This is a genomic window from Saccharothrix deserti, assembly GCF_009769385.1.
Classification (GTDB): domain Bacteria; phylum Actinomycetota; class Actinomycetes; order Mycobacteriales; family Pseudonocardiaceae; genus Actinosynnema; species Actinosynnema deserti.
In genome coordinates this window covers 263,028-288,388 of sequence record NZ_ML775959.1, presented here as the reverse complement: position 1 = coordinate 288,388, position 25,361 = coordinate 263,028, and the positions used below count along the sequence as shown (strand labels likewise).

The following is a 25,361-nucleotide window of genomic DNA, read 5'->3' as shown; positions in this document are numbered from 1 at the left end:
TCGAAGCCGACCAACGGGTGGTCAGCCGATCGGGTTCCAGCCGTCGCTGCCGGCGAGGTACTTCTGGGGCGTGTAGTTCGCGGCCTGCGCGTCGCTGAGCTGTGGGCGGTTGCTGCCGGTGCCCGCGCCGGAGCCGGTGTTGCGGTACTCGCTGAACCGCGCGTTCCGCCACGTGTTGCCGGACATGTCCGTCCACGGCTGTGAGGTCTTGACCAGCGCGTTCAGTGTGGACTCGCGGTAGAGGACCTGGGCGTCCGGACGCCACGGTCGACCGAGGTTGGTGCTGCCCGCGGACGCCGCGCCGCTGATGCGCGACCGGTAGAACAGGTAGCCGTAGGTCTTGGTCGCGGGTGTGCTCGCGGCCGTGATCACGCCACCCGTGGAGCGCTTCTCGTAGACGTCGCAGTTGTCGAACACGATCGTGCCGCCGCCGAAGACGAAGTCCACGGTGCCCTCGACGTACGAGCCGGTCATGTACGCGCGGGTCGCGTCGTTGACCAGGAACGTGTCCTGGTCGCCGAGCAGCCGCACGTTGCGGAACACCGCGCGGTCGGCGTTGAGGTGCAACGCCACCGCCTGGTGACCGCTCGGCGTGGAGTTCTCGTCGAAGTCGTTGGAGATGGTCAGGTTGGTGGCGGTGAAGTCACGGCCGTGGACGAACGCCGTGGCGCTGCCCGACGTGCCGTGCGTGTAGGCGGAGCGGTTGTTCACGATCAGCACCGCGGACGGCGACGTGCCCAGGCCCTGCAACGTGATCAGGGGCTTGTTCGCCGGGACTGTGACGATCTCGCGGTACGTCCCGGGTTTGATGGTGATCGTGACCCGGTTGGCGTTGTTGGCGGGTAGCGCGTCGATCGCGGCCTGCACGGTCCGGTACAGGCCGGTGCCGTCGGCCGCGACGGTCGGCTGGGCCGTGGACACCGGCGTGAACAGCCACTGCTTGTTGGTGTTGGCGGTGCAGCTCTCCTGGATGATGGGTGCGCCGGAGTCGGTGGAGGCGTCCTTGTTGGCCAGGCACAGGCCGCTGGCGGCGTTGATGATCTGGTACGTGCCGCTGCCCGACGCCGTCAGGCGCCACTGCTGGTTGGACGCGCCGCTGCAACTCCACTGCTGGAGCTGGACACCCGATTGCGTGGTGCCGTTGGGGACGTCCAGGCACTTGCCGCTGTTGACGTTGACCAGGGTGTAGGTGCCGGAGGCGGCGCTGTTCAGGGTGAACTGCTGCCACTTGTCACCGGAACAACCCCACTGCTGGACCAGACCGCCGTTCACGGTCGACCCGGCCGCCACGTCCAGGCACTTGCCGCTCTTCGTGACGCTGACCTGGTAGGTCGTCCCGGACACCGGAACGGCCGCGTGCGCCGCCGGCGACACCGCTGCGACGACACCCGCGGCCAGCACCAGGGCGGCGGCGGCGTTCGACAACACATTCGACAACGTGTTCGACAAGGTATTCGACAACCACCGCCCGCCCGGGGCTCTGCACCGCGGCGCGTGGTGAGTTCTGACTTCGTCCTTGAACACTGCTTTCCCTTCGCTACCGGCAACGATGACGGCGGAGCGGTCCCGCGCGGCGGAGCGTCGACCGATCGCGAACACAGACGCAACGACTCCGGGCGCGATAACGGAACCCGAATCGATTCACCGGTTCGGCGTAGCGCTTTACAGTGCTTCGCGGGCTGTGCCAGACTCCCGCGCCGGCTGTGACGAAACACGACGGTGGGAGGCTTCGGCTTGGAGGCGATCGTCGACGCCGCGGTGGTGAAGGCAGCCCAGGCCGGTGATCCGCAGGCCGTCGACGAAGTGGTCGCCGCCGCCCTGCCGTTGGTGTACAACGTGGTCGCCCGTGCGCTGTCGGGCAGTTCCGACGTCGACGACGTGGTGCAGGAGACGATGCTGCGAGTCGTCCGGCACCTGGGCGCGCTCAAGGAACCGGACCGCTTCCGCGCCTGGCTGGTCACCACCGCGATCCGGCAGATCAGGAGTCACCTGCGGGCCCGCAGGCCGCTCCTGCCGCTGGAGGTGCTGGAGGAGCAGGCCGACGTCGGGCCCGACCTGGCCGAGAACACCGTCAACCGCATGGCGCAAGTCGAAGAGGGGCGCGACGTCCTCGCCGCGACGCGGTGGCTGTCCTATGAGGACCGCGCGCTGTTCGGGTTGTGGTGGCAGGAGGTCAACGGGACGCTGACCCGTGCCGACGTGGCCGCCGCCATCTCGTTGAGCACACAGCACACGGCGGTCCGCGTGCAGCGGATGAAGGAGCAGCTCATCACGGCACGGACCGTGCTGCGGGCGTGGCGTGCCGATCCGCGTTGCGCCGATCTCGCGGTCGCGGGGAAGGGCTGGCACGGGCACCCCGAGCCGCGCTGGTTCAAGCGACTGGCCCGGCACGTGCGCGGGTGCCCGCGGTGCCGGGCGGTCGGCGCACCGCACTTCCCCGCCGAGTACTTCGCCGTCCAGATCGGTGTGCTGGCGGTGCCCGCCGCGCTGCAAGGCACCTCCGGCCTGCTGTCGACCGGGACGGGCGCGGTGACGGCGGCGAAGTCCCTCGTGGACTACGCGACCGTGAAGCCGCTCATGGCGATGGTGCCGGTCGCGGGCATCGCGTCGGTGGTGGCACTGGTCGCGATGCTCGTCCCCACGCCCGACGACGAGCCGGAACCGATCGCCCTGCCCACGATCTCCACCGCGTCGGCCGTCGTGACGCCGACCGTTACGGCGTCGCCGACGGCGGCCTCGTCGTCGCCGCCGCCGACGGTTCCCACCGCGCTGTACGTCGCCCCGAACGGCCAGGACACCGCCGCCGGGACGGAGGACGCCCCGTTCGGCACGCTGGCGCAGGCGCTCTCCATCGTCCAACCAGGACAGACCATCTACCTGCGCGGTGGCATCCACCGCACGCCGGGACCGTTGGAGATCACCACGAGCGGCACGGCCGACCGGCCCATCACCCTCGCCGGCTACCCCGCCGAACGCGCCATCCTCGACGCGAGCCTCGGCTCCCCCGACCGCCCCTACATCACCCACAGGGCGGCGCACTGGGCGGTGCGCGGATTCGACCTCATGAGGGCGCCTGGACTGGCCGTCCTGTGCGAGTCCTGCCGGAACACCGTGTTCCAGGGACTGTCGATCCACGACAACGGGGGCACGGGTCTGCTCCTGCGCGGTCCGGACACCGTCGACAACCAGGTGCTCGACAGCGACTTCCACCACAACCGCGACCGCGGCGGCGAGGACGCCGACGGCCTGGCGGTGGGACCGGGTTCCGGCACGGGCACCGTCATCCGGGGCTGCCGCACCTACAACAACTCCGACGACGGCCTGGCTGTAGCCGATTTCGCCGCGCCGGTCACCATCGACGCCACCTGGTCGTTCGGCAACGGCGTCAACCGGTGGGGCCTGCCCGCGACCGGCTCCGGCCACGGCTTCGACCTCGGCTCCGCCGCCGCCCACCGGGTGACGCGCAGCGCGGCGTGGAAGAACAACGGCCACGGCTTCACCGCGTCCGGCGCCGCACCCCACGACCTCTCCGCCGACACCGCCTTCCGCAACGCCGGGGACGGGTTCGCCTTTCCCTCCTCACCGGCCCGCCTGCGCGACAACCTGTCCATGGGCAACAGGGAGCAGGTCGTCCTGGCGGACACCGGCCAGGAGGACGGCAACACGTGGAACGAGCAGGGCTGGAGCACGGACGTCCTCCGCTCGCTCGACCCCGCCGGTGCCGAAGGTCCCCGCAACCCCGACGGGTCCCTCCCCTCGACCCCGTACCTGACCAACACCAAAGACCCGGCTGTCGGCGCTCCCATGACGGCCTCCTGACGCCGTGAACAGCGGCTTCACCGTTGACGGACGTGCCGGTGCGGTGCGTGACCGGCCCGTTCGGCGCCCGCTGTAGCGTTGCACCGCATCGATCACAGTCAGCGTTGACAAGCATGGGGGTCACGGTGGAACGACCAGCGTGGGCGGGTTCCGATATCGACCTGTCGCGGCCGAGCGCGGCGCGGGTCTACGACGTGCACCTGGGCGGGGCGCACAACTTCCAGGTGGACCGGGAGGCGGCGCAGCGCATCGCCGAGGTGATGCCGGGGTTGCCGCAGATCCTGCGGGCCAACCGCGCCTTCCTGCGCCGGGCGGTGCGTTACCTGACCGGTCTGGGTATCACCCAGTTCCTCGACCTCGGGTCGGGCATCCCCACGGTGGGCAACGTCCACGAGGTCGCGTGGAGCGCCAACCCCGATTGCCGGATCGTCTACGTGGACGTCGACGCGGTCGCGGTCGCGCACAGCCGCGCCATCCTCAGCGAGTCCGACAACGCGACGGCGGTGCACGGCGACCTGCGGCGGCCGCAGGAGATCCTGGACAACCCGGAGACGCAGCGGATGCTGGACTTCTCACGGCCGGTCGGCGTGCTGATGTTCGCGGTGCTGCACTTCGTGCCGGACTCCGACGACCCCGCGGGCATCATCCGCCAGTACGTGGACGCCGTCGTGCCGGGCAGCCACGTCGCCATCTCGCACGCCAGCCTGGACGGGGAAGCCGATCGGGCGGAGGAGGCCACCGAGCAGTTCCGGAACAGGGTGACCGACTTCTCGATGCGCACCCGCGCCGAGATCACCGACCTGTTCACCGGACTGGAGCTGGTCGATCCGGGCGTGGTCTACCTGACCGAGTGGCGCCCGGACGCCGGGGACGAGGACTGCGACGGGAAGCAGACCTCCACGTTCGCCGGTGTCGCCCGCAAGCCCGACTAGACCGTGTCCGACCTCGGGGTTCCGGGCAACGGCGATCGTGGCACCGGAACCCCGGGGAACGGTGGGCGGTCAGTAGATCGGGTTCCAGTTGTCGCTGCCCGCCAGGTAGCGCTGGGGCGTGAGGGTGCCCGCCTGCGTCGCGGTGAGCTGCGGCCGGTCGGAGGTGATCGTGGAGCCGGCGCCGGTGTTCTGGTACTCGAAGAACCGGGCGTCCTTCCAGGAGAAGCCCGACATGTCCGTCCAGGGCGAGCTCTTGATGTGCGCGCCCAGCACCGAGTCGCGGAACACGACCTGGGCGATGGCGTTGACGTCACCGCCCGGGTGCCACGGACGTCCCAGGTGGACGGTCTTCGCGGCGGCGCTGTTCGTGGTGAGCGTGCACCTGCTGAACAGGAAGCCGTACGGGTTCGGCCGGTTCGTCGACGCCGCCGTGACGTAGCCGTTGTTGCTCGACGACCCGCGGCTCAGGGACTTGATCTCGCACTGGTCGAAGACCCCGGTGCCCCGGCCGAAGATGAAGTCGACATCGCCCTCCACGTAGCACTTGCGGAAGTAGGCGCGGCCGACCGTGCTCACGTTGGCGCTGTTGTGGTAGAGCGTGTCCTGGTTGCCCAGGAACCGGACGTTGTCGAAGATCAGCCGATCGGCGCGGGTCAGCACCGCGACGGCCTGCTTGCTGCTGATCTCCGGGTGGGCCGCCTCGTCGAACGAGTTCGAGAACGTGAGGGCGCGCGCGGTGAAGTCCTTGCCGTCGATCGTCACGGACGCGCTGCCGGACGTGCCGTACGTGCCGCCGTCGGGCTTGGGCGTGCCGCTGGCCCGGTCGTAGGTGATCACCACGTCGGAGGCGTTGCCGGTGCTGCCGACCAGCGTGATGAACGGCTTGTTCGACGGGACCGCCACCACTTCTTTGTAGGTGCCCGGCTTGATGGTGATGGTGTACCGGCTGCTGTTGTCCGCCGGGACCGCGTTGATCGCGGCCTGCACCGAGGTGTGGTTGCCGCTGCCGTCTTTCGCCACCACGCTGCTGGTGGCCGCGGCGGCCGTGGGAACGACGGCGACGGTCGAGATGATCAGAGATGCCGTCACGAGAGTGGCACCGCGTAGCTTCATGGATCGCCCTTCGTCAGCTGGGGTGCGGAAGCCGGCGGCGGTGGCCGGGCAAGTGTACTTCTCCTTCTCTGCCAAGAACATCAGTGCGGGCCCGGCTTCAGCGGGCTGAACAAACCTGTCGTTTCCCTGTCGTCGGAGTTGATCGGGTCGTTGCACGTCCCATCGGGCTTGTAACTCAGCGTGAGCAGGCGTCCATGGACCGAATCGTCAGGAGAGCGCTAATGGGGTTGCGAACGCGGGCATCGGTCGCCGATCGTGCGTCGCGTGAACGCACCCAGCGGTTTCTCGTACACCTCACGCGACGGGACCGTGGTGATCCGTCACCACGGTCGAGTCGCCACGACCCTGCGCGGTCCGCGGGCGGCCGAGTTCCTGGACGAGGTCGGCTCGGATCCCCAGCTCGTCATGGCCCGGTGGACCGGGAACTACCGGCGCGGCAACGAGCGGACCGCGCGGAACCACCCGCGCAACCAGAGGTGAGACACCGCCGCTGACCGGGCCGGTACCCGGTCCTTTCAGGGTCCAACGCCCCATGGCGCCGTTGCTCCGTTCGGCCCATCCTGGACCGGTGACCGGATCGGACCGCCTGTTCACGACCGGGTTCGTGCTGCTCACAGTGGCGGACCTGGGGTACTTCACGGCCGCGGGCGTGGCCATCTACACGCTGCCGCTCTACGTGACCGGCCCGCTGGGCTCCGACGAGGCCGCGGCCGGGCTGGCGTTCGGCGCGTTCGCCATCTCCGCGCTCGTGCTGCGGCCGTTCGCCGGGGTGCTGACCGACCGGCTCGGCCGCCGGCCGCTGCTCGTCGGCGGCGCGCTGCTGGCCGCCGTCAGCCTGGCACTCACCGCGTTCGTCGACTCACTGCCCGCGGTCATCGCGCTGCGCCTGCTCCTCGGCGTCGCCGAGGCCGCGTTCTTCGTGGCCGGGTTCGCCGCCCTGGCGGACCTCGCCGCGCCCTCACGCGTCGGCGAGGCGTTGAGCTACAACTCGCTCGGCCTGTACCTGGGGATCGCGTTCGGCCCGCCGCTAGGCGAGTTCCTGGTGGAGAACGGCAGCTTCACCGCCGCCTGGCTGGGCGCGGCGGTCCTCTCGGTGGCGGCGGCCGTCCTCGCGGCCCTGATCGGTGAGACCCGTGCGCCCGCCGACGGCCCGGTCGGTCCGCGCAGGCTCATCCACCGCAAGGCGATCGGCCCGAGCATCGGCTTCTTCACGTCGCTCGCCGCGATCGGCGGGTTCCTGGCGTTCGCCGCGCTGCACTCGCAGGACGTGGGCCTGCAGAACAGCAGCACGCCCCTGTTCGTGTACGGGGTGGTCGTGGTGGTGAGCCGGATCGCGTTCGCCAAGGTGCCGGACAAGGTGCCGTCGCTACCGCTCGGAGCCGCCGCCCTGGCCGCCATCGCCGTCGGCCTGGCGACCGCGGCGACGTGGACCACTCCCCTGGGCCTGTTCACCGGCACAGTCCTGATGGCACTCGGCGTCACCTTCAGCACGCCCGCGTTCTTCTCCGCCGTCTTCGCCACCGCCCGCCCCGACCAACGGGGCGCCGCGTCCGGCACCGCCAGCGCGTTCATCGACCTCGGCCTGGGCGGCGGACCGATCGTGCTCGGTCTGGTGGCCCAGTCCGCCGGCATCCCCTGGGCGCTGGCCACCGCGTCCGCCATCGCCCTCGCCGGCTCCGCCTGGACCCTCGCCCTCAACGCACGGCGCACCGACCGGCAGCCCAACGTCCCGAGGTAGGCGACCACGTCACTGACGGCGGTCGTGCTCGGAGCGGCGCGAGTTCCGCCGGGGGAACGACTCGCCGTCTTCGACAAGCTCGACCGGGTGGTGTCCACACCGGATCTCCGACGCTGCCGCTACCTGGCCTCGGATATCGCGCCGAACACGACGTGCGACGGCTCGACCACCCCACGCTGCCTCCTGCGAAGCCGCCCGCGAACTGGCGCGGAAGGTCCCTCGACGGCTGAGACAGGTCTTGACGCGGCACGCGCCCGCTCAGGTCGAACGCAGCTGCGCGACCCGCGCGTCCAGGTTGCGGAAGTGCTCGGCCATCGCCGACTCCGCGCGCGCCACGTCGCGCTTGCGGAGTGCGGTCACGATGGCGCGGTGCCTGCGCACGGTCTGCATCGGGTTCGGGTCGGTCACGCCCAGCCGGTGGTTGACCCGGTGGAAGACGTCCCAGAACGCCCGCAGCAGCTGGGTCACCAGCGCGTTGTCCAACGACCGGTACAGCACCTCGTGGAACTCGCGGTCCTCGTCGGCGAACGTCTGCCCCGCCTTGGCGCGCTCGTTCATCCGGCGGGTGACGTCGTCCAGCGCCGCGAGGTCCGCCTCCGGGATGGTGGTGGCGATGCGCCGGATCAGCGCGCCCTCCAGCGCCTCGCGCACCTCGACGATCTCCTCCATCGACCTCAGGTCGCGCCCGATGTCGTGCAACGCGCGGAAGGTCAGGCCGTCGGCGAGCGGGTCCAACGACAGGCGGCCGACGTAGGTGCCGTAGCCGTGCCGGATCTCCACGATGTCGAGTGCCTGCAACGCCTTGAGCGCCTCACGGACCGAGTTGCGGCTCACCCCGAGCGCCTCGACCAGCTCGGTCTCGGTGGGCAGCGGGTCGCCCGACTTCAGGCCACGGCTGAGGATCAGCCCGGTGATCTCGTCGCGGATCGCCCGGTTCATCCTGGTGGCCAGCTTGGCAGGCGGCTGCTGCTCCGTCATGAGGTCCTCCCACGTCCAACCAACCAACCTTAGAGCAGACCCGCTTCGTCCAGGAATCCGCGCACGGCCGCGCGCTCGGCGTCGTCCAGCGGGATCATCGGCTCGCTCGTCGTCGGGTTCGCGATCACGCCCCGGATCGCCAGGCCCTCCTTGAACGCCCCGATCGCCGACGAGTAGCGGCCCATCCTCGTGCCGCCGACGTGGATCAGCCCGAACAGCCGCCGCAGCCGGAGCTGTTCGACGCGCGCGGCGTCCCAGTCGCCCCTGCCGGCCGCCTCGAAGAGCCTCAGGTACCCGTGCGGGTCGATGTTGGCGATGCCCGGCACCAGGCCGTGCGCGCCGATGAACAGACCGAGGTCGGCGAGCGTCTCCGAGCCCGAGTAGCACCGGAACCGGGACGTGTCCGTCGACTCCAGCACCGCGCGCAGGCCGTCGAGATCACCGCTGGAGTCCTTGAGCGCCGCCAGCGTGCCGTCCTCGGCCAACTCCGCGATGACGTCGGTCGGCAGCTTGGAACCGACCGAACTGGGGATGTCGTAGGCGACGAGCGGCAGGTCCACCGCCTCCCGGATGGCCCGGAAGTGCCCGCGGAACTCCGAGGGGTGCGTCGGCGCGTAGAACGGCGCGGTCGCCACGAGCGCGTCGGCGCCGGACGCCTTGGCCGCCCGCGCGTGCTCGACCACCCGCGGCGTGGTCGTGTCGATGATCCCGGAGAGCACCGGCACCTGGCCCGCCGAAACGCCCGCGACCACCTCCAGCGCCCGGTAGCGCACGTCGTCTGGCAGGTAGGCGACCTCGCCGGTGGACCCGGTGACGAACAGCCCGTGCACGCCGGCGTCGATCAGGAAGGCGGCCAGGCGTTCCAGCGAGGGAACGTCCAGTTCCCGTTCCGGGGTCAGCGGGGTGCACACGGGTGGCACGACGCCGCCATCGAGCTGTGTCAAGAGCCTCTCCCTTGCGAACCGGAATCGGTGGGCATGCGGTCGCCTGACATCCTACGTCCTATGTCCAATGTCCTACCCTGTCCGAAGGTCCGATCACCGTGAGTTCACCCGTCCGGGATCGCCTCGGCGGCCTTGGCGGTCTTGGCGGAGACCGACCTCACCCACTACCGTCCACTGTGGAATGCGACTCCGCGACGCACGGTCAGCCTCCCCGCACGACGTCGAGCGGCAGGCGCAGCACTTGGCCGTCCCGCACGTCGGCGTTCGTCAGGCGCACCCGGTCCAGCTCGGCCGCGGACAGGGCGCGCGTGTAGAGGCGGACCTCGTCGAGGGTGCCGTGGAAGCGCTGGGCGTTGTCCAGCCGCTGCCCCACCTGGATCTGGAACGACACCCGTTCGCTCACCGAGCCCGCCACCGCCGGACCGGACGCGACCTGCGCACCGTCCACCCAGAGCAGCAGCCGACCGGCCGACCGTTGCAGAACGACGTGGTGCCAGTCCTGGTCGTCGTACGCCTGCGTCGACGCGACCGACGCGCTGCCGGACGCCGTGGTCATCCGGGCGACGAGGCGGTTGTCGGCAGGCTCCGCGCGCAGCCACAGTTGCGGCGCGGTGCCGCCCATCCCGCCCAGCCACAGCAGTGCCTGGTCGCTTTTCGAGGCGCCGTAACGGACCCACGCGCTGAACGTGAGGTCGCCGGAACCGGGCACCAACGCGGGGTCGTAGGGCACCCGCAGGTAGTCGTCGGCACCGTCCAGCCCGAGCCCCCGACCGAACCGACCGTCGGTCGACGTCGCCCCGCCGAGCACGTAGCCGTCCGCGTGAGTCCTGGAGACGTCACGAGTCGTCGGGCCGATCGGCTTGCGCCGGCCGAGGTACTCCTCGTTGAACCGGGCGAACCGGATCTCGTCGCGGGCGTCGACCGGCCCGCCCTCGTACATCAGGCCGATGTCGGTGGAACGCGCCTCGGCATCGCTGATCTGCACCAGATCCGAGTAACCGGACCAGTCGGACGTGATCCGGGTGCCCTGCTCGGCGCTGTCCCACGTGCGGCCGTGGTCGTACGAGGAGCGGATCATCATCCAGCGGCGCCGGTCGGTGTCGGACGGCGCGGAGAACAGGATCCGGTCGGGGCGGCCGATCCGCTCCAGGCGCAGCACCGCGCCCTGCACGGTCGGCGTCACCAGGTCCGGGATGGCCCGGAACGGCGTGCTGAACGACTCCCCGCCGTCCCGGCTGATCGCGAAGGACCGGTTGCCGATATCGGTGCCGCCCTGTTCACGCGCGCCGGCGTAGACCGAGCCGTCGGCGAGTTCGGTGACGGTGATCTCCTGCGGCTTCTGGGTGAACGGCCCACCGGCCGGGAAGCCGGTGCTGTCCACGGCGCCGACCCGCCAGGTCGCACCGTGGTCGTCGCTGTAGACCAGCGCGGCGTCGTTGGCGACCGATTTCGCGGTGCCGCCGTCGCTGGTCTCGCCGCACACGCCGAAGACGAGCCGACCGGCGTGCGGGCCGCGCGTCAGCTGGATGCCGTGCACCGGGCCGGTGGCGTACCAGTAGTCCCACTCGGGCAGTTTGACCTGGTCGGCCATGTCGACCGGGTCCGACCACGTCACGCCGTCGTCGTCGCTGTGCTGGAGGTGCGGCGTGCGCGCACACGGCACGTCGCACGGCTTGTCGTCGTCACGGCCCGCGTTGTAGGTGGTGAACAGGAAGATCCGGCCGGTGGTGCGGTCGACGATCGGCACCGGGTTGCCGTGCGTGTCCCCGTTGCCCTCGTTCACGATCCGCATCGGCGACCACGTCCGGCCGCCGTCGGTCGAGCGCTTCAGCACCACGTCGATGTCGCCGGTGTCGCCGCAGTTGTCCACCCGCCCTTCGGCGAACGCCAAGAGCGTGCCGTCCGCGCTGCGCACTATCGCCGGGATGCGGAAGCAGCGGTAGCCCTGCTCCTGCGAGGCCTTGAACAGCACCTGCTCTTCGAGGTACGGCGCGGTCGGTGCGTCGGTGAACGGTGCGTCGGTGAACGGTGTGGCGGCGGTCGGTGTGGCGGCGGCAGGGGTGACGCCTCCGACCAGCACCCCGACCAAGGCCATGGACAACAACGCTGTTGCTCTCACGGTCCGTCCCCTCTGGAAGATCTACAGCTCCGGGTGGATGCAGCGGTAGGTGTGGTCGGCGGATCCGCCCGCCCGGACCAGCGCGGGCAGTTCGACCGCGCACTCCTCGGTCGCCTTCCAGCACCGGGTGCGGAAGTTGCAGCCGCTCGGCGGTGCGGTCGCGGACGGCACCGGTCCGCTGAGCACGATCGGTTCCACGGCGTGCAGCAGGCTCGGCGTGGCCGAGAACAGGGCACGCATGTACGGGTGGTGCGCGGACTCGGGGACCTCGGCCGCCGGAGCCTCCTCCACCACGCGGCCGAGGTACATGGTGACGATGCGGTCGCTCATCTTCTTGACCGTCTGGATGTCGTGCGAGATGAACACCATCGCGAGGCCGAGCCGTTCGCGCAGGTCGACCAGCAGGTTGAGGATCTGGGCGCGCACGGACACGTCCAGCGCCGAGGTCGGCTCGTCGGCGACCAGCAGCGCGGGCCGCAACGCCAGGGCCCGCGCGATCGCGACCCGCTGCCGTTGCCCGCCGGAGAGCTGCCCCGGCACCGCGTCCGCGACGCTCTCCGGCAGCCCGACCAGCGACATCAGTTCCCGCACCCGGTCCGCGCGCTCGGCGGGCGTGCCCTCGCGGTGCACGTCGAGCGGGTCACGGATGATCTTGGCGACGGCGAGGCGGCGGTTGAGCGCGGTGGCGGGGTCCTGGAAGATCATGCCGACGTTGCGGCCGAACCCGGTGGCGCGCTCGGCCGCCGTCATCCCCCACAGCGAGTCGCCCCGGTAGCGCACGGTCCCCCCGGTGGGCCGTTGCAGCCCGACGATCACCTTGGCCAGCGTCGACTTCCCGCAGCCGGACTCGCCGACCACGCCGACGGTCTCGCCCGCGTTCAGCACGAGGTTCGCGTCGGTCAACGCGTAGACGTTGTCGTGGCCGAACAGGCGCGCCGACCGGATCCGGTGCACGACGTGCACGCCGTCGAGTTCCAGCAGGTTCATCGGGCTTCCACCTTCGCCGACGCGGTGTCGCCTGTGCTTTCCCCCGCCGGGACCTGCTCCGCCGGGAAGTGGCAAGCGATCAGGTGGTTGACGTTGTCCCCCACCTTGACCGGCGCCTCGCGGTGGCAGACCGCACGGGCCGCCGGGCACCGGTTGGCGAAGCGGCACCCCGGCGCGAAGTCGGCCGGTGACGGCACGACGCCCTTGATCTGGGTCAGCGTGGCCCGGTTCTCCTCCAGCGAGAGCACGGCGGACAGCAGACCACGGGTGTAGTGGTGCCGGGGCGAACCGACGATCTGCGCGATCGTGCCCATCTCGGCGACCTGCCCGCCGTACATCACCACGACGCGGTCCGCGACCTCGGACACCAGCGCGAGGTCGTGCGAGACCAGGATGAGCGCGAACCCCAGCTCCTCCTGCAACCGCAGCAGCAGCTTCACGATCTGGGCCTGCACGGTGACGTCGAGCGCCGTGGTCGGCTCGTCGGCGACGATCAGCTTGGGGCTTCGGGACAGCGCCATCGCGATGAGCACCCGTTGCCGCTGCCCGCCGGACAGCTCGTGCGGGTAGGACCGCAGTGTCCGTTGCGGGTCGAGGTTCACCAGCTCCAGCAGTTCCTCCGGTGTGCGGGTGCCGCCCCGCCGGGTGAACTGCTTGAGCTGCGCGCGGATCGTCATCGCGGGGTTGAGCGAGCTCAACGCGTCCTGGTAGATCATCGCCAGGTCGTGGCCGAGGTAACGGCGGCGCTGCCGGGGCTTGAGCGCGAGCAGGTCCTGGTGGTCGAAGCGGATGTGACCCGACACGCGCGCGGTGTCCGGCAGCAGTCCCATGACGGCCAGCGAGGTCAGGGACTTGCCGCAGCCGGATTCGCCGATCAGCCCCAGCACTTCGCCCGCACGCACGGTGAACGACACGTCGTCGACGACGTTCACCCCGTTGTGCCGGTCCCGGAACGAGATCGCGAGGTGCTCCACCTCCAGCACGGCCTCCCGGTCGTCCAGCGCGCGGGCCCGTCGGCTGAGCCGTTCGCCGGTCTCCCGCAGTCCCGCGATCGGCAACACCGGTTCGACGCTCTCGGGGGCCTCGACCACGGCACCCTCGGTCAACGCCACCGCCTTCGCGGCTTGTCCGGCCTTCGCCCGACGCGCGGACGGTGTCGCCCAGGCGTCGGAGATCCCCTCGGACAGCACGTTCAGCGCGAGCACCGTGACGAGGATCAGCAGGCCGGGGAACAGCGTCGCCCACCAGCCGCCGGTCAGCACCAGCTCCTTGCCGTTGGCGAGCACCGATCCCCACGACGGGTCCGGCTGCTGGATGCCCGCCCCGATGAACGACAGCGACGCCTCGAACACGATCGCGTCGGCCACCATCACCGTGCAGAACACCAGCACCGGCGCCGCGCAGTTGACCGCGACGTGCTTGGCCAGGATGTACGCGCGCTTGGCCCCGATGATCCGCTCGGCCGCGACGTAGTCCTCGCTGTACTGCGCCAGCACGTTCGCCCGCACCACCCGTGCGACCGACGGCGTGTACAGGAAGCCGATCGCGAGGATCAGCACCCCGATCCCGCGCCCGAACACGGCGACCAGCACGGCGGCGAGCGCGATACCGGGGAACGCCATGACCACGTCGAGGACCCGCATCACGGTCTCGTCCAGCCGGCGGCGCGAGGTGGCCGCGAACGCGCCGATCAGCCCGCCGGCCACGAGCGCGAGCGCGGTGGCGCCCAAACCGATCGTGAGCGACCACCGGGCGCCGTGGACCAGGCGCGAGAAGATGTCGCGGCCGGAGGAGTCGGTGCCGAACCAGTGCTCACCGCTCGGGCCGCCGACGACCGAGCCCGTCAGGTACGGGTCGTGCCCTGCGACGACCGGGGCCAGGGTGGCGAGCAGCGCCAGCAGCACGACGACCGCGAGCGCGAGCCACGACGGGAGGTTGAGCCTGCCGAACCGGATTCCCGGCCGGCTCAGCCGCGCGGTCAGACCGGGGCGCATCACGAGTGGCTCCGCAGGCGCGGGTTCGCGATCAGGTAGAGGATGTCGACGACCAGGTTGACCAGCACGAACCCGAGCGCGATGGTGATCACGAAGCCCTGCACCTTCGAGCTGTCGCCGTCACCGACGGCCTGGATCATGTTCTGCCCCATGCCCGGCAGCGCGAACATCGTCTCGATGACCACCGCGCCGCCGAGCAGGTAGCCGAGCCGCAGACCGAGCACGGTGAGCGGGGTGACCAGGGCGTTGCGCAGGACGTTGCGCCCCACCACGACCACCGGCGGCAGCCCGCCGCCGCGTGCCGTGCGCACGTAGTCCTTGTCCAGTTCCTCCACCATCGAGGTGCGGATGATGCGGGTCAGCTGCGCGGCCACCGGCAACGCGAGCGACACGGCGGGCAGCGTCATCGAGTTCAGCCAGCCGGTGACCGAGTCGTTCATGCTGATGTACCCGCTGGTCGGGAACAGCCCTTCACCGACCGCGAGCCACTGCACGAGCAGCAGGGCGATCCAGAACGCGGGCGCGGCCACACCGGCGAGCGACACGATCCGGATCAGCTGGTCGGGCCAGCGGTCCCGGAACAGCGCCGAGACCACCCCGAGCGGCAGCGCGACGACGATGGCGATGACGAGGCCCATCAGGGTCAGCTGCACGGTGAGCGGCAACGCGGTGGTGATGGTGTCGGCCACCGGCTGCTTGGTGATCACACTCGTGCCGAAGTCGCCGTGCACGAGCTGCCAGACGAACCGCAGGTACTGCACGGGCCACGGGTCGAGCAACCCGTTCTCCCGCCGGAACCGGTCCAGTTGCTCGTCGGTGGCGTTGGCGCCGTCGAAGGCCGCCAACGCCGGGTCGGTCGGCGAGAAGCGCATCACGATGAAGACGAACAGGGTGACACCGAGCAGCAGCGGCACCAGCGCGAGGATGCGCCCCAGCAGCATCCGCAGGACGATCAACTGACGCCTCCCGTCACACCACCGGCTTGGCCTGGTTGAGGTTGATACCCGGGTAGCCCTGGGCGCGGACTCCCGACAACACCTTCGGGTCCCACGCCGTGCCGTTCTGGGTGAAGACGATCGGGTACACGACCGCCTGCTCGGAGATCACGTCCAGCGCCTGCTTGGTGAGCTTCTTGCGCTCCGCCTCGTCGACCGCCGCTGCCGCCTGGTCCAGCAGGGCCAGCAACGCCTGTGCGTCGGGGCCCGTCCACCGGGCGTACTTGGGCGCGACGCCCGCGCCCGCGTAGTAGTAGCGGATGAGCAGGTCCGGGTCGTTGCCGAACTGCTCGGCGTTCTGCGTGGTCGACACGACCTGGAAGTCGAACCCGCCGTCGAGCTTGGAGAACAGGGCTTTCGTGTCCTGGGTGTCCAACGTGGTCGTCACGCCGATGGCGTCCCAACCCTCTTTGATCACGTTCACGCAGTCGGCGACCAGGGTGGTGTTCGTCGTGGACAGGGTGACCTTCAGGTCGGTGACGCCTGCCTGCCGCAGCAGTTCCTTCGCCTTGTCCGGGTCGTAGCGGAAGTCGTTGACGGCCGGTTGCGACGCCTCCAGCTTCGGGTTGATGAACGACGTGCCCGCCGTGCCCTTGCCCTTCAGCCCGACCTCGATCATCTTCTCGCGGTCGATCGCGTGGTGCAGGGCCTGGCGCACCAGCTTGTTGTCGAACGGCGCGTGCGCGGTGTTGAACATCAGCCACAGGTTGTTGCCGCCGTCGGCGAACTCGACGGTCCGGCCGTCCTCCTGCAACTGCTCGGCGTTGGCCGCCGGGATGTTCTCCACGATCTGCGCGGCCGGCGCGGCGCCCGAGATCTTCGCGACCCGTGGAGCCGCCTCGACGATCGAGTTCCACAGCATCTTCTTGTACACGGCCGGTCGCGGGCCGTTGTAGTCGTCGAACCGCTCGAACCGGGTGTGCGACAGCGGGGCCTGCTCGACGACCTTGTACGGGCCGGAACCGACCACCTTGCCGGACACGGCATCGGCCCACTTGCCCTCGAAGACGTGCTTCGGCACGATCTTGACGGTCTGGATCCGTTGCAGCGCATAGGGGAACGGGTTCGACAGGACGAACTCGACCGACCGGTCGTCGACCTTCCGGACCTCCTTCAGCCAACTCGCGAGGAAGGTGCGGACGAGGACGTTCTCCGTCGGGTCGAGCGCCCTGGCGTAGGTGAAGACGACGTCGTCCGCCGTGACCGGTGCGCCGTCGTGCCACTTCGCGCCCTCGCGCAGTTCGAAGGTCAGGCTCGTGCCGGTGACATCGGCGGGCAACGCCTTCGCCAGCCCCGCGTACGGCTTGCGGGTGACCGGATCGCCCTCCACAAGGGACTCGTAGCAGTGCAGGATCGCGGCCATCGAGAAGGCCGACGCCGTCTGCAGCGGGTCCCACGTCTGGTTGTTGCCGTAGCCGATCACGGCGGTGATCGACTCGGCGGTGTCACCGGTGGAGTTCGTCGACGCCGGGCCGCCGCACGCGGCGAGTGACGACGAGAAGGCGGTGGCCACGCCGGCGAGGCCGGTGAAGCGCAACATGTCCCGCCGGTTGAACGACCGACCGGACGCGGGCGGAGTCTTGGACACCGGGCCTCCTGACTCTGTAGTTCGTCACCCCAGGACGAGTCCGAGCACGACATAGGACATGGGACGTCCTATGACCCGGAAGACATTAGGGTGAGATCGCTAACAGGTCAAGGGTCGGGTGAGCAGGGCCGAAACGCCGCTGTCACCCCACGGATACGGAGGCGGCTGGGGCTGTCTATCTGTCGCTTGTGGTCATCGGGTGGCATCCGGTGGTGGAAAGGACCACGGTGCCGCTGTGCCCCCTCCGGGTTCGAGGCCGTACCGCTCCACGGCGGCGCGCAGCACTTGTTCCACCTCGTCGTGGCGTCCTTGTGCGGAAAGGACTTCCAGCAGCAGGCTTCCGGTTCGCCGGTCGCGCGGTCCCGCGTCGCGCAGCCGGTCCGGTCGTCAGAACAGCCTCCGGGCAAGTGCGGTGACGAGGTGGGAATCGTCTTCGAGCAGCAGTTGCCGCAGTGCCTTGGCGGCGGTGGCGTCCCGGACGCGGTCGAGGCCCACCTTGGCCGCGGTCCTGGTCCAGGTCACGTCGTCGCCGTCGGCCGCGCCGTGGAGGCGGGTGAGTCCCTGCTCTCCGTCCACGATGTCGAACAGGTCCGGCAGGACGGCGGGCCAGCGCACGACGATCTCCGCCAGCAGGACCGCGGCCCTGGCCTGGCGCACCTCGTCGGCGCCGGTGACCGGCGCGCCGCCGCGCGACAGGACCCGCAGGTAGAACTGCCAGACCGTGAGCAGCCGCTTCGTCTCGCGTGCGGACGGGACCGGGAAGGCGTCGAGGCGTTCCTGGATGCGGCGGCGGACGAGCGGGTGCCGTTCGAGCTTCGTCACGTCGCCCGGACTCTCCTCGCGCACCTCCACGACGGGTGCTTCCACCTCGAACTGGGCGGTGACGTCGGCGGTGCCGTTCGAGGGCGTGCCGGTGGTCGGCTGGATCGGCTCCACAACTGCGGGCGCCGACTCGGAGCCGCCCGGAAGCGCGGGGGTGTCGACCACGTCGACCGGGCCGAGGAACCCGCTGACCAGCCGGTCCATCGTCGGTGGCTCGATCCTGGGCAGCAGCACGGGCAGTTGGACGAGCTTGCGCAGGAAGGTCCACCCCGGCGACGGGTCGTCGAAGTGCCGCCTCATCCTCTCCACGGTGAAGTCCTTCATGGCGTGGTCGATCTGACCGGCGACCACGCCCATGTCGAGCCCGATGACGAACCTCGTCGCCGGGAACGCCTCGGAGAGGAACAGGTTGACCGCCTCCAGCACCTCCCCCGCCGCCCTGGGCCCGCAGCGGTCCAGGTCGTCCACGAACACGACCACCGCGAGGCCGCTTTCGGCCGCGTCCACCAGCAGTCGCCGGATGTCGTGCTGCAAGAGGTAGAGGTAGCCCGATCGCGCGTGGTAGAGCGGGTCGCGCAACGCCACGTCCGCGCCAGGCTGCGCAAGCGTGCCGCTGAGCACCGGCCCGTCGAGCAGCCCGGCCGGGCAACGGGTCGCCGCACGCCCGAAGAGGAACCGGCGCACGGTGTCCAGGACCGCGACCGCGACCAGACCGCCGGCGACCGCGGCCGCAGCCTTCGCACCACTCGACACGTGGACACCCAACAAGGTGAACGACCGGTCGTACCGCAGCAGAGCGGCGCCGATCGGCACCCAGAGCGCGAAGAACGCGATCTTCACCATCGGGGACAGGGCGCTTCGCACCAGTGAGAGGCGCAGCGCCCGCCGGTCCAGCCGGCCCGCGTTGCGCCTGAGCCAGTACCGGGCCCGGCCGTTCGCGTGGGGGTGCAGCTTCGGGTTCACCGCCGCGAGGATGGACCGCGCCAACCCCGCCCAGATCTGGTCACTGGACTGGTGCGCCCACGGGTTGAACCACACCGTGACCGGTGTCGTTGACGCCGTGGTCTTCGGGACGTCCGATTCCGGTTTCGCCTTCCGCCCCAACAGGAACACCGCGCCCGCGACGGTCAGTGGCCGCCGGTCCCGCCACCACGCGCCGACCTTCGCCCACCACTTCGGTTCCGGCGGACCGGGCAGTGCGTCCAACCGGTCCCGCACGATGCCCATCAACGACGTCTTGCCCGCGCCCCACGGGCCATCCACGGCGATCACGGACGGTCCCGTCGCGTCGCCGTCCAGCGGGGCGGCTGACGACGGCGCGAGCAGGTCGGTCAGCACGTCGATCCACGCGCCCCGGTCGAGCGAGTCCGCCCTGGCCCGCTGGTCACCCATGCCGAAGAACTCGATGGTGGACCCGCGTTCAGCGTCACGGACGACCTTCCGCCACTCTGCGACCACGGCTTCGTCGACATCGGGCGCGACAGCCGAGATGCACATCGACAGCACGTCGTCCATGTCAGCGCGGTCCGAGCCCTGAACAAGTAACGGCCAGCGCTCGATCAGCTGCGGCAGCGCGTGAACCACGAACCGTCGAAAGTAGGTGTTCAACACGGCCGCCGCGCCGAGGCGGCGCAGGAACACCACCGCGTGGTCCGGATGGGTGAACACCCATCCGAGCGCGTCGTCCAGTACCTCCCACGCCCCGCCCACCAGCGCGACGAGCACCGACTCGTGCGCCAGCAGCGTGGACCCGTCTCGCGCGGGCAACACATCCCACCCCGCACTCGCCCCGCCAAGAGACGGAGCAGCGAGGGGAATCCTCAGCTCGGTGGCGAGCGAGCCCAATCCGTCCGGTGGAACTCCCACGAGGGTCGCGACGGCGCACAGCTGGTGGATGTCCGACCGCATCGTGCTGTCGCCGCCAAGGCGCTCTCGCCAGTACGCGATCACGGAATCGGCGTACCTGGAGGCCAAGGACCCGAAGTCGCTGTAGCGGTCGAAGTTTTCCCCGATGCGGATCAGACTCGCCGCGAGCAGGCAGCTCAACGGGGTGGCCTCGCGGTCGATCACGGCGGACGGCAGTTCCGCCCCCTCGGCCAACACCCGGAGTTCGACGGCCGGCATCCGCCTCTGGTTCAGCGACAACACGACGGGCGGTCGTTCGCCCAGCCGCCCGAAGGCCGACCGGTTCACCGCCCCCCACACACGATCCAGCGGCCCGTCGGTCAGTAGTAGCAGCACCCGTGCCCGACCGCCGGCAGCCGTGCCCAGCGCCTCACCGACGCGGTCCACCGCGGCTATCTCGGCGTAATCGATCACCACCAGAGTCCGGGCTGCGGAGGACGGCAGCATTTTCGGGTCCGTGCTGAAGCCCGCGTTCCACCCGTCCGCGGCCATTCGTGAGCACAGCTCACGTGCCAGCCGCGTCTTGCCGGTGCCGGGAGCGCCCACCACAAGAGCGCCACTGCGGGACTCGGCGGACTCGCACCAGTCGACGAGAGCCCGCAGCTCCTCCGTCCTCCCGACGAACGGGACTGGTCGTGGCGCGACTGCGTGGGCCGACCTGCGTTCCAACACAGCGAGGATGTCGGGAACCGTCCGGGCCGTGAGGGGCGGGACGTAGGTGACCTGCCGGTAGTCAGCGAGAGACGGGGGAGGAGTCTCGTCGCCCGATCGGAGGACGACGATCTCAGGACCGCCCTCCCGCTGGCGGTGCGCCAGGGCCAGATCGAGTTCCAGCCGACATCGCTCGGAGCGGAGGTAGTGCCACGACATCAGGACGATGAACACGTCCGATTCGGTGAACGCCCGAGCTGTCTCGACGTCGTCCGGCAGGTTCTCCACCAGCACTTCGACTGCGTCCCTGTCCTGTTCCGCATAGCTGATGAAGATCTGAGTCGCCATCGTCCGCCCTCACACGATCATTGCCTTCGCAGTCTGATCGTGTCAGGGCGCTGGAACGTTCCCTGGGGGTGGCCTCGGCAGCGGCCGGGTGTGGCCGCTGCCGAGGCGTCCGATCTACACGGCCGCGGCGAACTGGGCCGCGTACAGCCGGTGGTAGGCCCCCTTGGCGGCCATCAGCTCGTCGTGGCTGCCCTGTTCCACGATCCGCCCGGACTCCATCACCAGGATCACGTCGGCGTCCCGGATGGTCGACAGCCGGTGGGCGATGACGAAGCTCGTCCGCGACGACCGCAGCGCCGCCATGGCGTGCTGCACCAGCGACTCCGTGCGCGTGTCGACCGAACTGGTCGCCTCGTCCAGGATCAGCAACGACGGGTCGGCCAGGAACGCACGCGCGATGGTCAGCAGCTGCTTCTCCCCCGCGCTGACGTTCGTCGCCTCCTCGTTGATGACCGTGTCGTACCCGTCCGGCAGCGTCCGCACGAACCGGTCCACGTAGGTGGCCTTCGCCGCGGCGACGATCTCCTCGTCGGTGGCCGAGGAGTTGCCGTAGGCGATGTTGTCCCGAATGGTCCCGCCGAACAGCCACGTGTCCTGCAGCACCATGCCGGTCTGCGAGCGCAGGTCCTCCCGCTTCAACGCCGTGATGTCCACGCCGTCCAGCGTGATGCGGCCCGCGTCCAGCTCGTAGAACCGCATGATCAGGTTCACCAGCGTGGTCTTGCCCGCGCCGGTCGGTCCGACGATCGCGACGGTCTGCCCCGGCTCGGCCACCAGCGACAGGTCCTCGATCAGCGGCTGCTCGGGCCGGTAGGCGAAGCTCACGTGCTCGAACTCCACCCGACCACGGCGTTCGGCGGGCAGCGACGCCTCCGCCGGGTCCGGTTCCTGCTCCTCCGCGTCGAGCAGCTCGAACACCCGCTCGGCCGACGCGACACCGGACTGCATCAGGTTCGCCATCGACGCCACCTGCGTCAACGGCTGGGTGAACTGGCGGGAGTACTGGATGAACGCCGTCACCTCGCCCAGGCTCATCGAACCCGACGTGATGCGCAGACCGCCGACAACCGCGACGACGACGTAGCTGATGTTCGACAGGAACATCATCATCGGCATGATCAGGCCGGACACGAACTGCGCGCCCATCGCCGAGCCCAGCAGCTCGTCGTTGCGGCGCCGGAACTCCTCCTCCGACTCCCGCTGGCGGCCGAAGACCTTCACCAGCTGGTGACCGGTGAACGCCTCCTCGATGTGCGCGTTCAACGCGCCGGTGTGCTTCCACTGCGCCACGAACAACGCCTGCGAGCGCTTGCGGATCCGCCCGGTCGCCACGATCGAGATCGGGATCAGCAGCAGCGCGATCAACGTCAGCAGCGGCGAGATCGTCAGCATCATCACCAGCACGCCGATGACGGTCAGCAACGACGTCAGCAGCTGGCTCAGCGTCTGCTGCAACGTCGTCGCCACGTTGTCGATGTCGTTGGTGACCCGGGACAGCAGCTCGCCGCGCGGCTGGCCGTCGAAGTAGCGCAGCGGCAGCCGGTGGAGCTTCTCCTCGACGTCGGCGCGCAGCCGGAACACGAAGCGCTGCACCACGTTGTTCAGCACGCGGCCCTGGAACCAGCCGAACACCGACGACGCGAGGTACAGGGCCATCACCCACGCCAGGACCGTGCCCAGCGCGGCGAAGTCGATGCCCGCGCCCGGCTCGCCGCGCATCCGGCCGAGGACGCCCTCGAAGATGATGTCGGTGGCGTAGCCGAGGATCTTCGGGCCCGCCACGGCGAACGCCACGCTGATGACGCCCAGCACGACCACGATCAGCAACGCGAGCCGCTCGGTCCGCATCCGCCGCACGAGGCGGCGGGCGGACGGGCCGAAGTTCTCCGCTTTGCCCATTGCCATGCCCATGCCGGGCATGCCGCCGCCCATCCGGGGCGGCGGGGTGGATCGGGACTCGGTCGTCGTCGTACTCATGCGGCCTGCTCCGAGGTCAGCTGCGACTGGACGATCTCGACGTAGGTGGGGCAGGTGTCGAGCAGTTCGTGGTGGGTGCCGATGCCGACGACGGTTCCGCCGTCGAGCACCACGATCCGGTCGGCGTCCAGGATCGTGGACACGCGCTGCGCGACGACCACCACGACCGCGTCCCGCGTGTGCGGCTGCAACGCCGCACGCAGCTGTGCGTCGGTGGCGAGGTCGAGCGCCGAGAACGCGTCGTCGAACAGGAATATCTCCGGTTTGCGCACCAGAGCGCGGGCGATGGAGAGCCGTTGCCGCTGACCGCCGGAGACGTTCGTGCCGCCCTGGGCGATCGACGCGTCGAGCCCGCCGGGCATGTCCGCCACGAAGTCGCGCGCCTGCGCGATCTCCAACGCCTCCCACAGCTCGTCGTCGGTGGCTTCGGGGTTGCCGTAGCGGAGGTTGGACGCGACCGTGCCGCTGAACAGGTACGGGCGCTGCGGCACGAGGCCGATGCGTTCGCACAACGTGTCGGTGTCGATCTCGCGGACGTCCGCGCCGTTGACGAGCACGCCGCCGCCGGTCACGTCGATCAGCCGCGGCACGAGGTTGAGCAGGGTCGTCTTGCCGGTGCCCGTGCTGCCGATGACCGCCGTCCGCTGCCCCGCCTCGGCGCGGAAGCTGATGTCGCGCAACACCGGCTCGTCCGCGCCGGGGTAGCGGAACTCGACGCCGCGGAACTCCAGCGAGGCGTGCCGGGGCAGTTCGAGCAGCGGCGCGGTCGGCGGGACGACCGAAGACTCGGTCTCCAACACCTCGTTGATCCGCTCGGCGCTCACGGCGGCGCGCGGGATCATCATGGAGATGAACGTCGCGAACATGACCGCCATGAGGATCTGCATCAGGTAGCTCAGGAACGCGGTCAGCGCGCCGATCTGCATGGCGCCGGTGTCGACGCGGAACGCGCCGAACCACAGGACGGCGACGCTGGAGCCGTTGAGCAGCAGCATCACCACCGGGAAGATCAACGCCTGGAGCCGTCCGACGCGCAGCGCGGTGTCGGTGAGGGCGCCGTTGACGTCGGCGAAGCGCTGGGTCTCGGCGCGTTCCCGGACGAACGCGCGGACCACGCGGATGCCCGCCAGCTGCTCGCGCAGCACGCGGTTGACCGCGTCGATGCGCTCCTGCATGAGCCGGAACTGCGGGACCATGCGGATGACGATCAGGCCGATCGAGATCATCAGCGCGGGCACGCAGACGACGAGCAGCCAGGACAGGCCGACGTCCTCGCGCAGCGCCATCACGATGCCCGCCACGCACATGATCGGCGCGTTGACCAGCATCGTGCACGCCATCACGACCAGCAACTGGACCTGCTGCACGTCGTTGGTGGTGCGGGTGATCAGCGACGACGGCCCGATCGTGGCGACCTCGCGCGCGGAGAACTCCCCGACGCGGTGGAAGACGGCCGAGCGGACGTCGCGGCCGAAGCTCATCGCGACGCGGGCGCTGTAGTAGACCGCGCCCACGGAGGAGAGGATCTGGACGACCGACACGCCGACCATCCAGCCGCCCGTGGACAGGATGTAGCCGGTGTCGCCGGTGGCGATGCCGAAGTCGATGATGTCGGCGTTGAGGCTCGGCAGGTACAGCGAGGCGACGGTGCCGATCAGCTGTAATACGAGCACGGCGGTGAGTTCACGTTTGTACGGCTGCAGGTGTGTTCGCAGCAGACGGCTCAGCAACGATGCTCCCCCATAAGAAACGGATCGTGTCTAATGTGCCAAGGTAGACCGGGACTATAAGAAACGCAAAGTATCTAAAGGCTGGGCAAAGGGGCAGGGTGTCGGGTACGAAGTCGCGCCGTCGCGGGGCGAAGCTGGAGCAGGCCATCCTGGACGCGGCCTGGGCCGAGCTGCGCGAGGTCGGCTACGCCCGGTTCACCGTAGAGGCTGTGGCAGGGCGGGCGGGAACGAGTAAACCCGTCATCTACCGCCGCTGGCGCAGCCGGGCCGAACTGGCGCTGGCCGCGTGGTACCGCCAGGTCCCGGCGGACCAGGGCACCCCCGACACCGGCACGCTGCGCGGCGACCTGCTCGCCATGTTCTCCCGCATCGCCCGGGGCGCGGACTCGATGATGAACGAGATGGTCGCCGGCGTCATGGGCGAGGCCTTCCGCCACCCCGAGGTGGCCGCCCTGCTGGGCGACCGCCTGACCCGACCGTCCCCGCTGACCTCGGCCATGGAGACCATCATCGGCAACGCCGTGGCCCGCGCCGAACTACCCCCGGTGGACCCGCCCCACCGGGTGAAGCGCCTCCCGCTGGACCTGATCCGCAACGAGTCCATCACCAGCTGCGGGACCCCGCTGTCCGACGAGGCCCTGGCGTCGCTGGTGGACGACGTCTACGTGCCGTTGCTGCGCGGCCTGGCCACCGTCCAGCAGGCGGACTGACCACGTGCCGG

General features: G+C 69.9%; 17 protein-coding genes. 5 read left to right on the top strand and 12 right to left on the bottom strand.

All coding sequences use genetic code 11. The features are described from left to right. Positions 1-21: 21 nt before the first annotated feature. Positions 22-1,428: a pectinesterase family protein gene (locus FM051_RS01050; RefSeq protein WP_238412033.1), complete on the bottom strand. Its 1,407-nt coding sequence runs from the start codon at positions 1,426-1,428 to the stop codon at positions 22-24. 291 nt (positions 1,429-1,719) lie between these two features. Here FM051_RS01050 and FM051_RS01045 point away from each other — a divergent pair, with 291 nt between their 5' ends. Together FM051_RS01045 and FM051_RS01040 are read left to right on the top strand one after the other, a co-directional pair. Beyond that, positions 1,720-3,819 (top strand): sigma-70 family RNA polymerase sigma factor, encoded by a 2,100-nt coding sequence (locus FM051_RS01045; RefSeq protein WP_158839632.1) that lies wholly within the window; start codon positions 1,720-1,722, stop codon positions 3,817-3,819. A gap of 113 nt (positions 3,820-3,932) precedes the next feature. Further along, positions 3,933-4,751: an SAM-dependent methyltransferase gene (locus FM051_RS01040; RefSeq protein ID WP_158839630.1), complete on the top strand. Its 819-nt coding sequence runs from the start codon at positions 3,933-3,935 to the stop codon at positions 4,749-4,751. A 69-nt stretch (positions 4,752-4,820) separates the two neighbouring features. Here FM051_RS01040 and FM051_RS01035 read toward each other — a convergent pair whose 3' ends face one another. Continuing rightward, positions 4,821-5,840, bottom strand: a complete 1,020-nt coding sequence (locus tag FM051_RS01035) for a pectinesterase family protein (protein WP_238412032.1) — start codon at positions 5,838-5,840, stop codon at positions 4,821-4,823. A gap of 288 nt (positions 5,841-6,128) precedes the next feature. Between FM051_RS01035 and FM051_RS01030 the strand changes: the two genes are divergently transcribed. Together FM051_RS01030 and FM051_RS01025 are read left to right on the top strand one after the other, a co-directional pair. After that, on the top strand, positions 6,129-6,344 hold the full coding sequence (locus FM051_RS01030) for a hypothetical protein (RefSeq protein WP_158839626.1): 216 nt from the start codon (positions 6,129-6,131) through the stop codon (positions 6,342-6,344). Between the two features lie 88 nt (positions 6,345-6,432). Then, positions 6,433-7,602, top strand: coding sequence for an MFS transporter (locus tag FM051_RS01025; protein WP_158839624.1), 1,170 nt, complete (start codon positions 6,433-6,435; stop codon positions 7,600-7,602). Positions 7,603-7,860: 258 nt separating this feature from the next. On the opposite strand, the gene FM051_RS01020 is transcribed toward FM051_RS01025, so the two are convergent. The 10 genes from FM051_RS01020 to FM051_RS00975 form a co-directional block, all read right to left on the bottom strand. Next, positions 7,861-8,580: a FadR/GntR family transcriptional regulator gene (locus FM051_RS01020; RefSeq protein WP_202918613.1), complete on the bottom strand. Its 720-nt coding sequence runs from the start codon at positions 8,578-8,580 to the stop codon at positions 7,861-7,863. Between the two features lie 29 nt (positions 8,581-8,609). Further along, complete coding sequence (locus FM051_RS01015) at positions 8,610-9,524, bottom strand: dihydrodipicolinate synthase family protein (protein ID WP_158839622.1); 915 nt, start codon at positions 9,522-9,524, stop codon at positions 8,610-8,612. A gap of 202 nt (positions 9,525-9,726) precedes the next feature. Further along, entirely contained in the window at positions 9,727-11,619 is a 1,893-nt protein-coding gene (locus tag FM051_RS01010; protein ID WP_158839620.1) for a sialidase family protein, read from the bottom strand. Positions 11,620-11,664: 45 nt separating this feature from the next. Beyond that, positions 11,665-12,630, bottom strand: coding sequence for an oligopeptide/dipeptide ABC transporter ATP-binding protein (locus FM051_RS01005; protein ID WP_158839618.1), 966 nt, complete (start codon positions 12,628-12,630; stop codon positions 11,665-11,667). Then, entirely contained in the window at positions 12,627-14,624 is a 1,998-nt protein-coding gene (locus FM051_RS01000) for a dipeptide/oligopeptide/nickel ABC transporter permease/ATP-binding protein (RefSeq protein WP_158840043.1), read from the bottom strand. The genes FM051_RS01005 and FM051_RS01000 overlap by 4 nt, the downstream gene beginning before the upstream one ends. After that, positions 14,624-15,580 (bottom strand): ABC transporter permease, encoded by a 957-nt coding sequence (locus FM051_RS00995; protein WP_238412031.1) that lies wholly within the window; start codon positions 15,578-15,580, stop codon positions 14,624-14,626. Before FM051_RS00995 ends, FM051_RS01000 begins: the two co-directional genes overlap by 1 nt. 13 nt (positions 15,581-15,593) lie before the next feature. Beyond that, positions 15,594-17,207, bottom strand: a complete 1,614-nt coding sequence (locus tag FM051_RS00990; RefSeq protein WP_238412030.1) for an ABC transporter substrate-binding protein — start codon at positions 17,205-17,207, stop codon at positions 15,594-15,596. Positions 17,208-17,594: 387 nt separating this feature from the next. Beyond that, complete coding sequence (locus FM051_RS00985; protein WP_158839616.1) at positions 17,595-20,933, bottom strand: P-loop NTPase fold protein; 3,339 nt, start codon at positions 20,931-20,933, stop codon at positions 17,595-17,597. Positions 20,934-21,047: 114 nt separating this feature from the next. Then, positions 21,048-22,910 (bottom strand): ABC transporter ATP-binding protein, encoded by a 1,863-nt coding sequence (locus FM051_RS00980; protein WP_158839614.1) that lies wholly within the window; start codon positions 22,908-22,910, stop codon positions 21,048-21,050. Beyond that, entirely contained in the window at positions 22,907-24,640 is a 1,734-nt protein-coding gene (locus tag FM051_RS00975) for an ABC transporter ATP-binding protein (protein WP_158839612.1), read from the bottom strand. The genes FM051_RS00980 and FM051_RS00975 overlap by 4 nt, the downstream gene beginning before the upstream one ends. A 98-nt stretch (positions 24,641-24,738) precedes the next feature. On the opposite strand from FM051_RS00975, the gene FM051_RS00970 reads away from it, so the two are divergent. Next, positions 24,739-25,350, top strand: a complete 612-nt coding sequence (locus FM051_RS00970; RefSeq protein ID WP_158839610.1) for a TetR/AcrR family transcriptional regulator — start codon at positions 24,739-24,741, stop codon at positions 25,348-25,350. Positions 25,351-25,361 lie beyond the last annotated feature (11 nt).

Bases quoted from the DNA above. Each gene is read 5' to 3' on its own strand.
- FM051_RS01005 (WP_158839618.1), bottom strand. From the start codon at position 12,630: ATGAACCTGCTGGAACTCGACGGCGTGCACGTCGTGCACCGGATCCGG.
- FM051_RS00985 (WP_158839616.1), bottom strand. From the start codon at position 20,933: ATGGCGACTCAGATCTTCATCAGCTATGCGGAACAGGACAGGGACGCA.
- FM051_RS00980 (WP_158839614.1), bottom strand. From the start codon at position 22,910: ATGAGTACGACGACGACCGAGTCCCGATCCACCCCGCCGCCCCGGATG.
- FM051_RS01010 (WP_158839620.1), bottom strand. From the start codon at position 11,619: ATGGCCTTGGTCGGGGTGCTGGTCGGAGGCGTCACCCCTGCCGCCGCC.
- FM051_RS01040 (WP_158839630.1), top strand. From the start codon at position 3,933: ATGGGGGTCACGGTGGAACGACCAGCGTGGGCGGGTTCCGATATCGAC.
- FM051_RS01020 (WP_202918613.1), bottom strand. From the start codon at position 8,580: ATGACGGAGCAGCAGCCGCCTGCCAAGCTGGCCACCAGGATGAACCGG.
- FM051_RS01000 (WP_158840043.1), bottom strand. From the start codon at position 14,624: ATGCGCCCCGGTCTGACCGCGCGGCTGAGCCGGCCGGGAATCCGGTTC.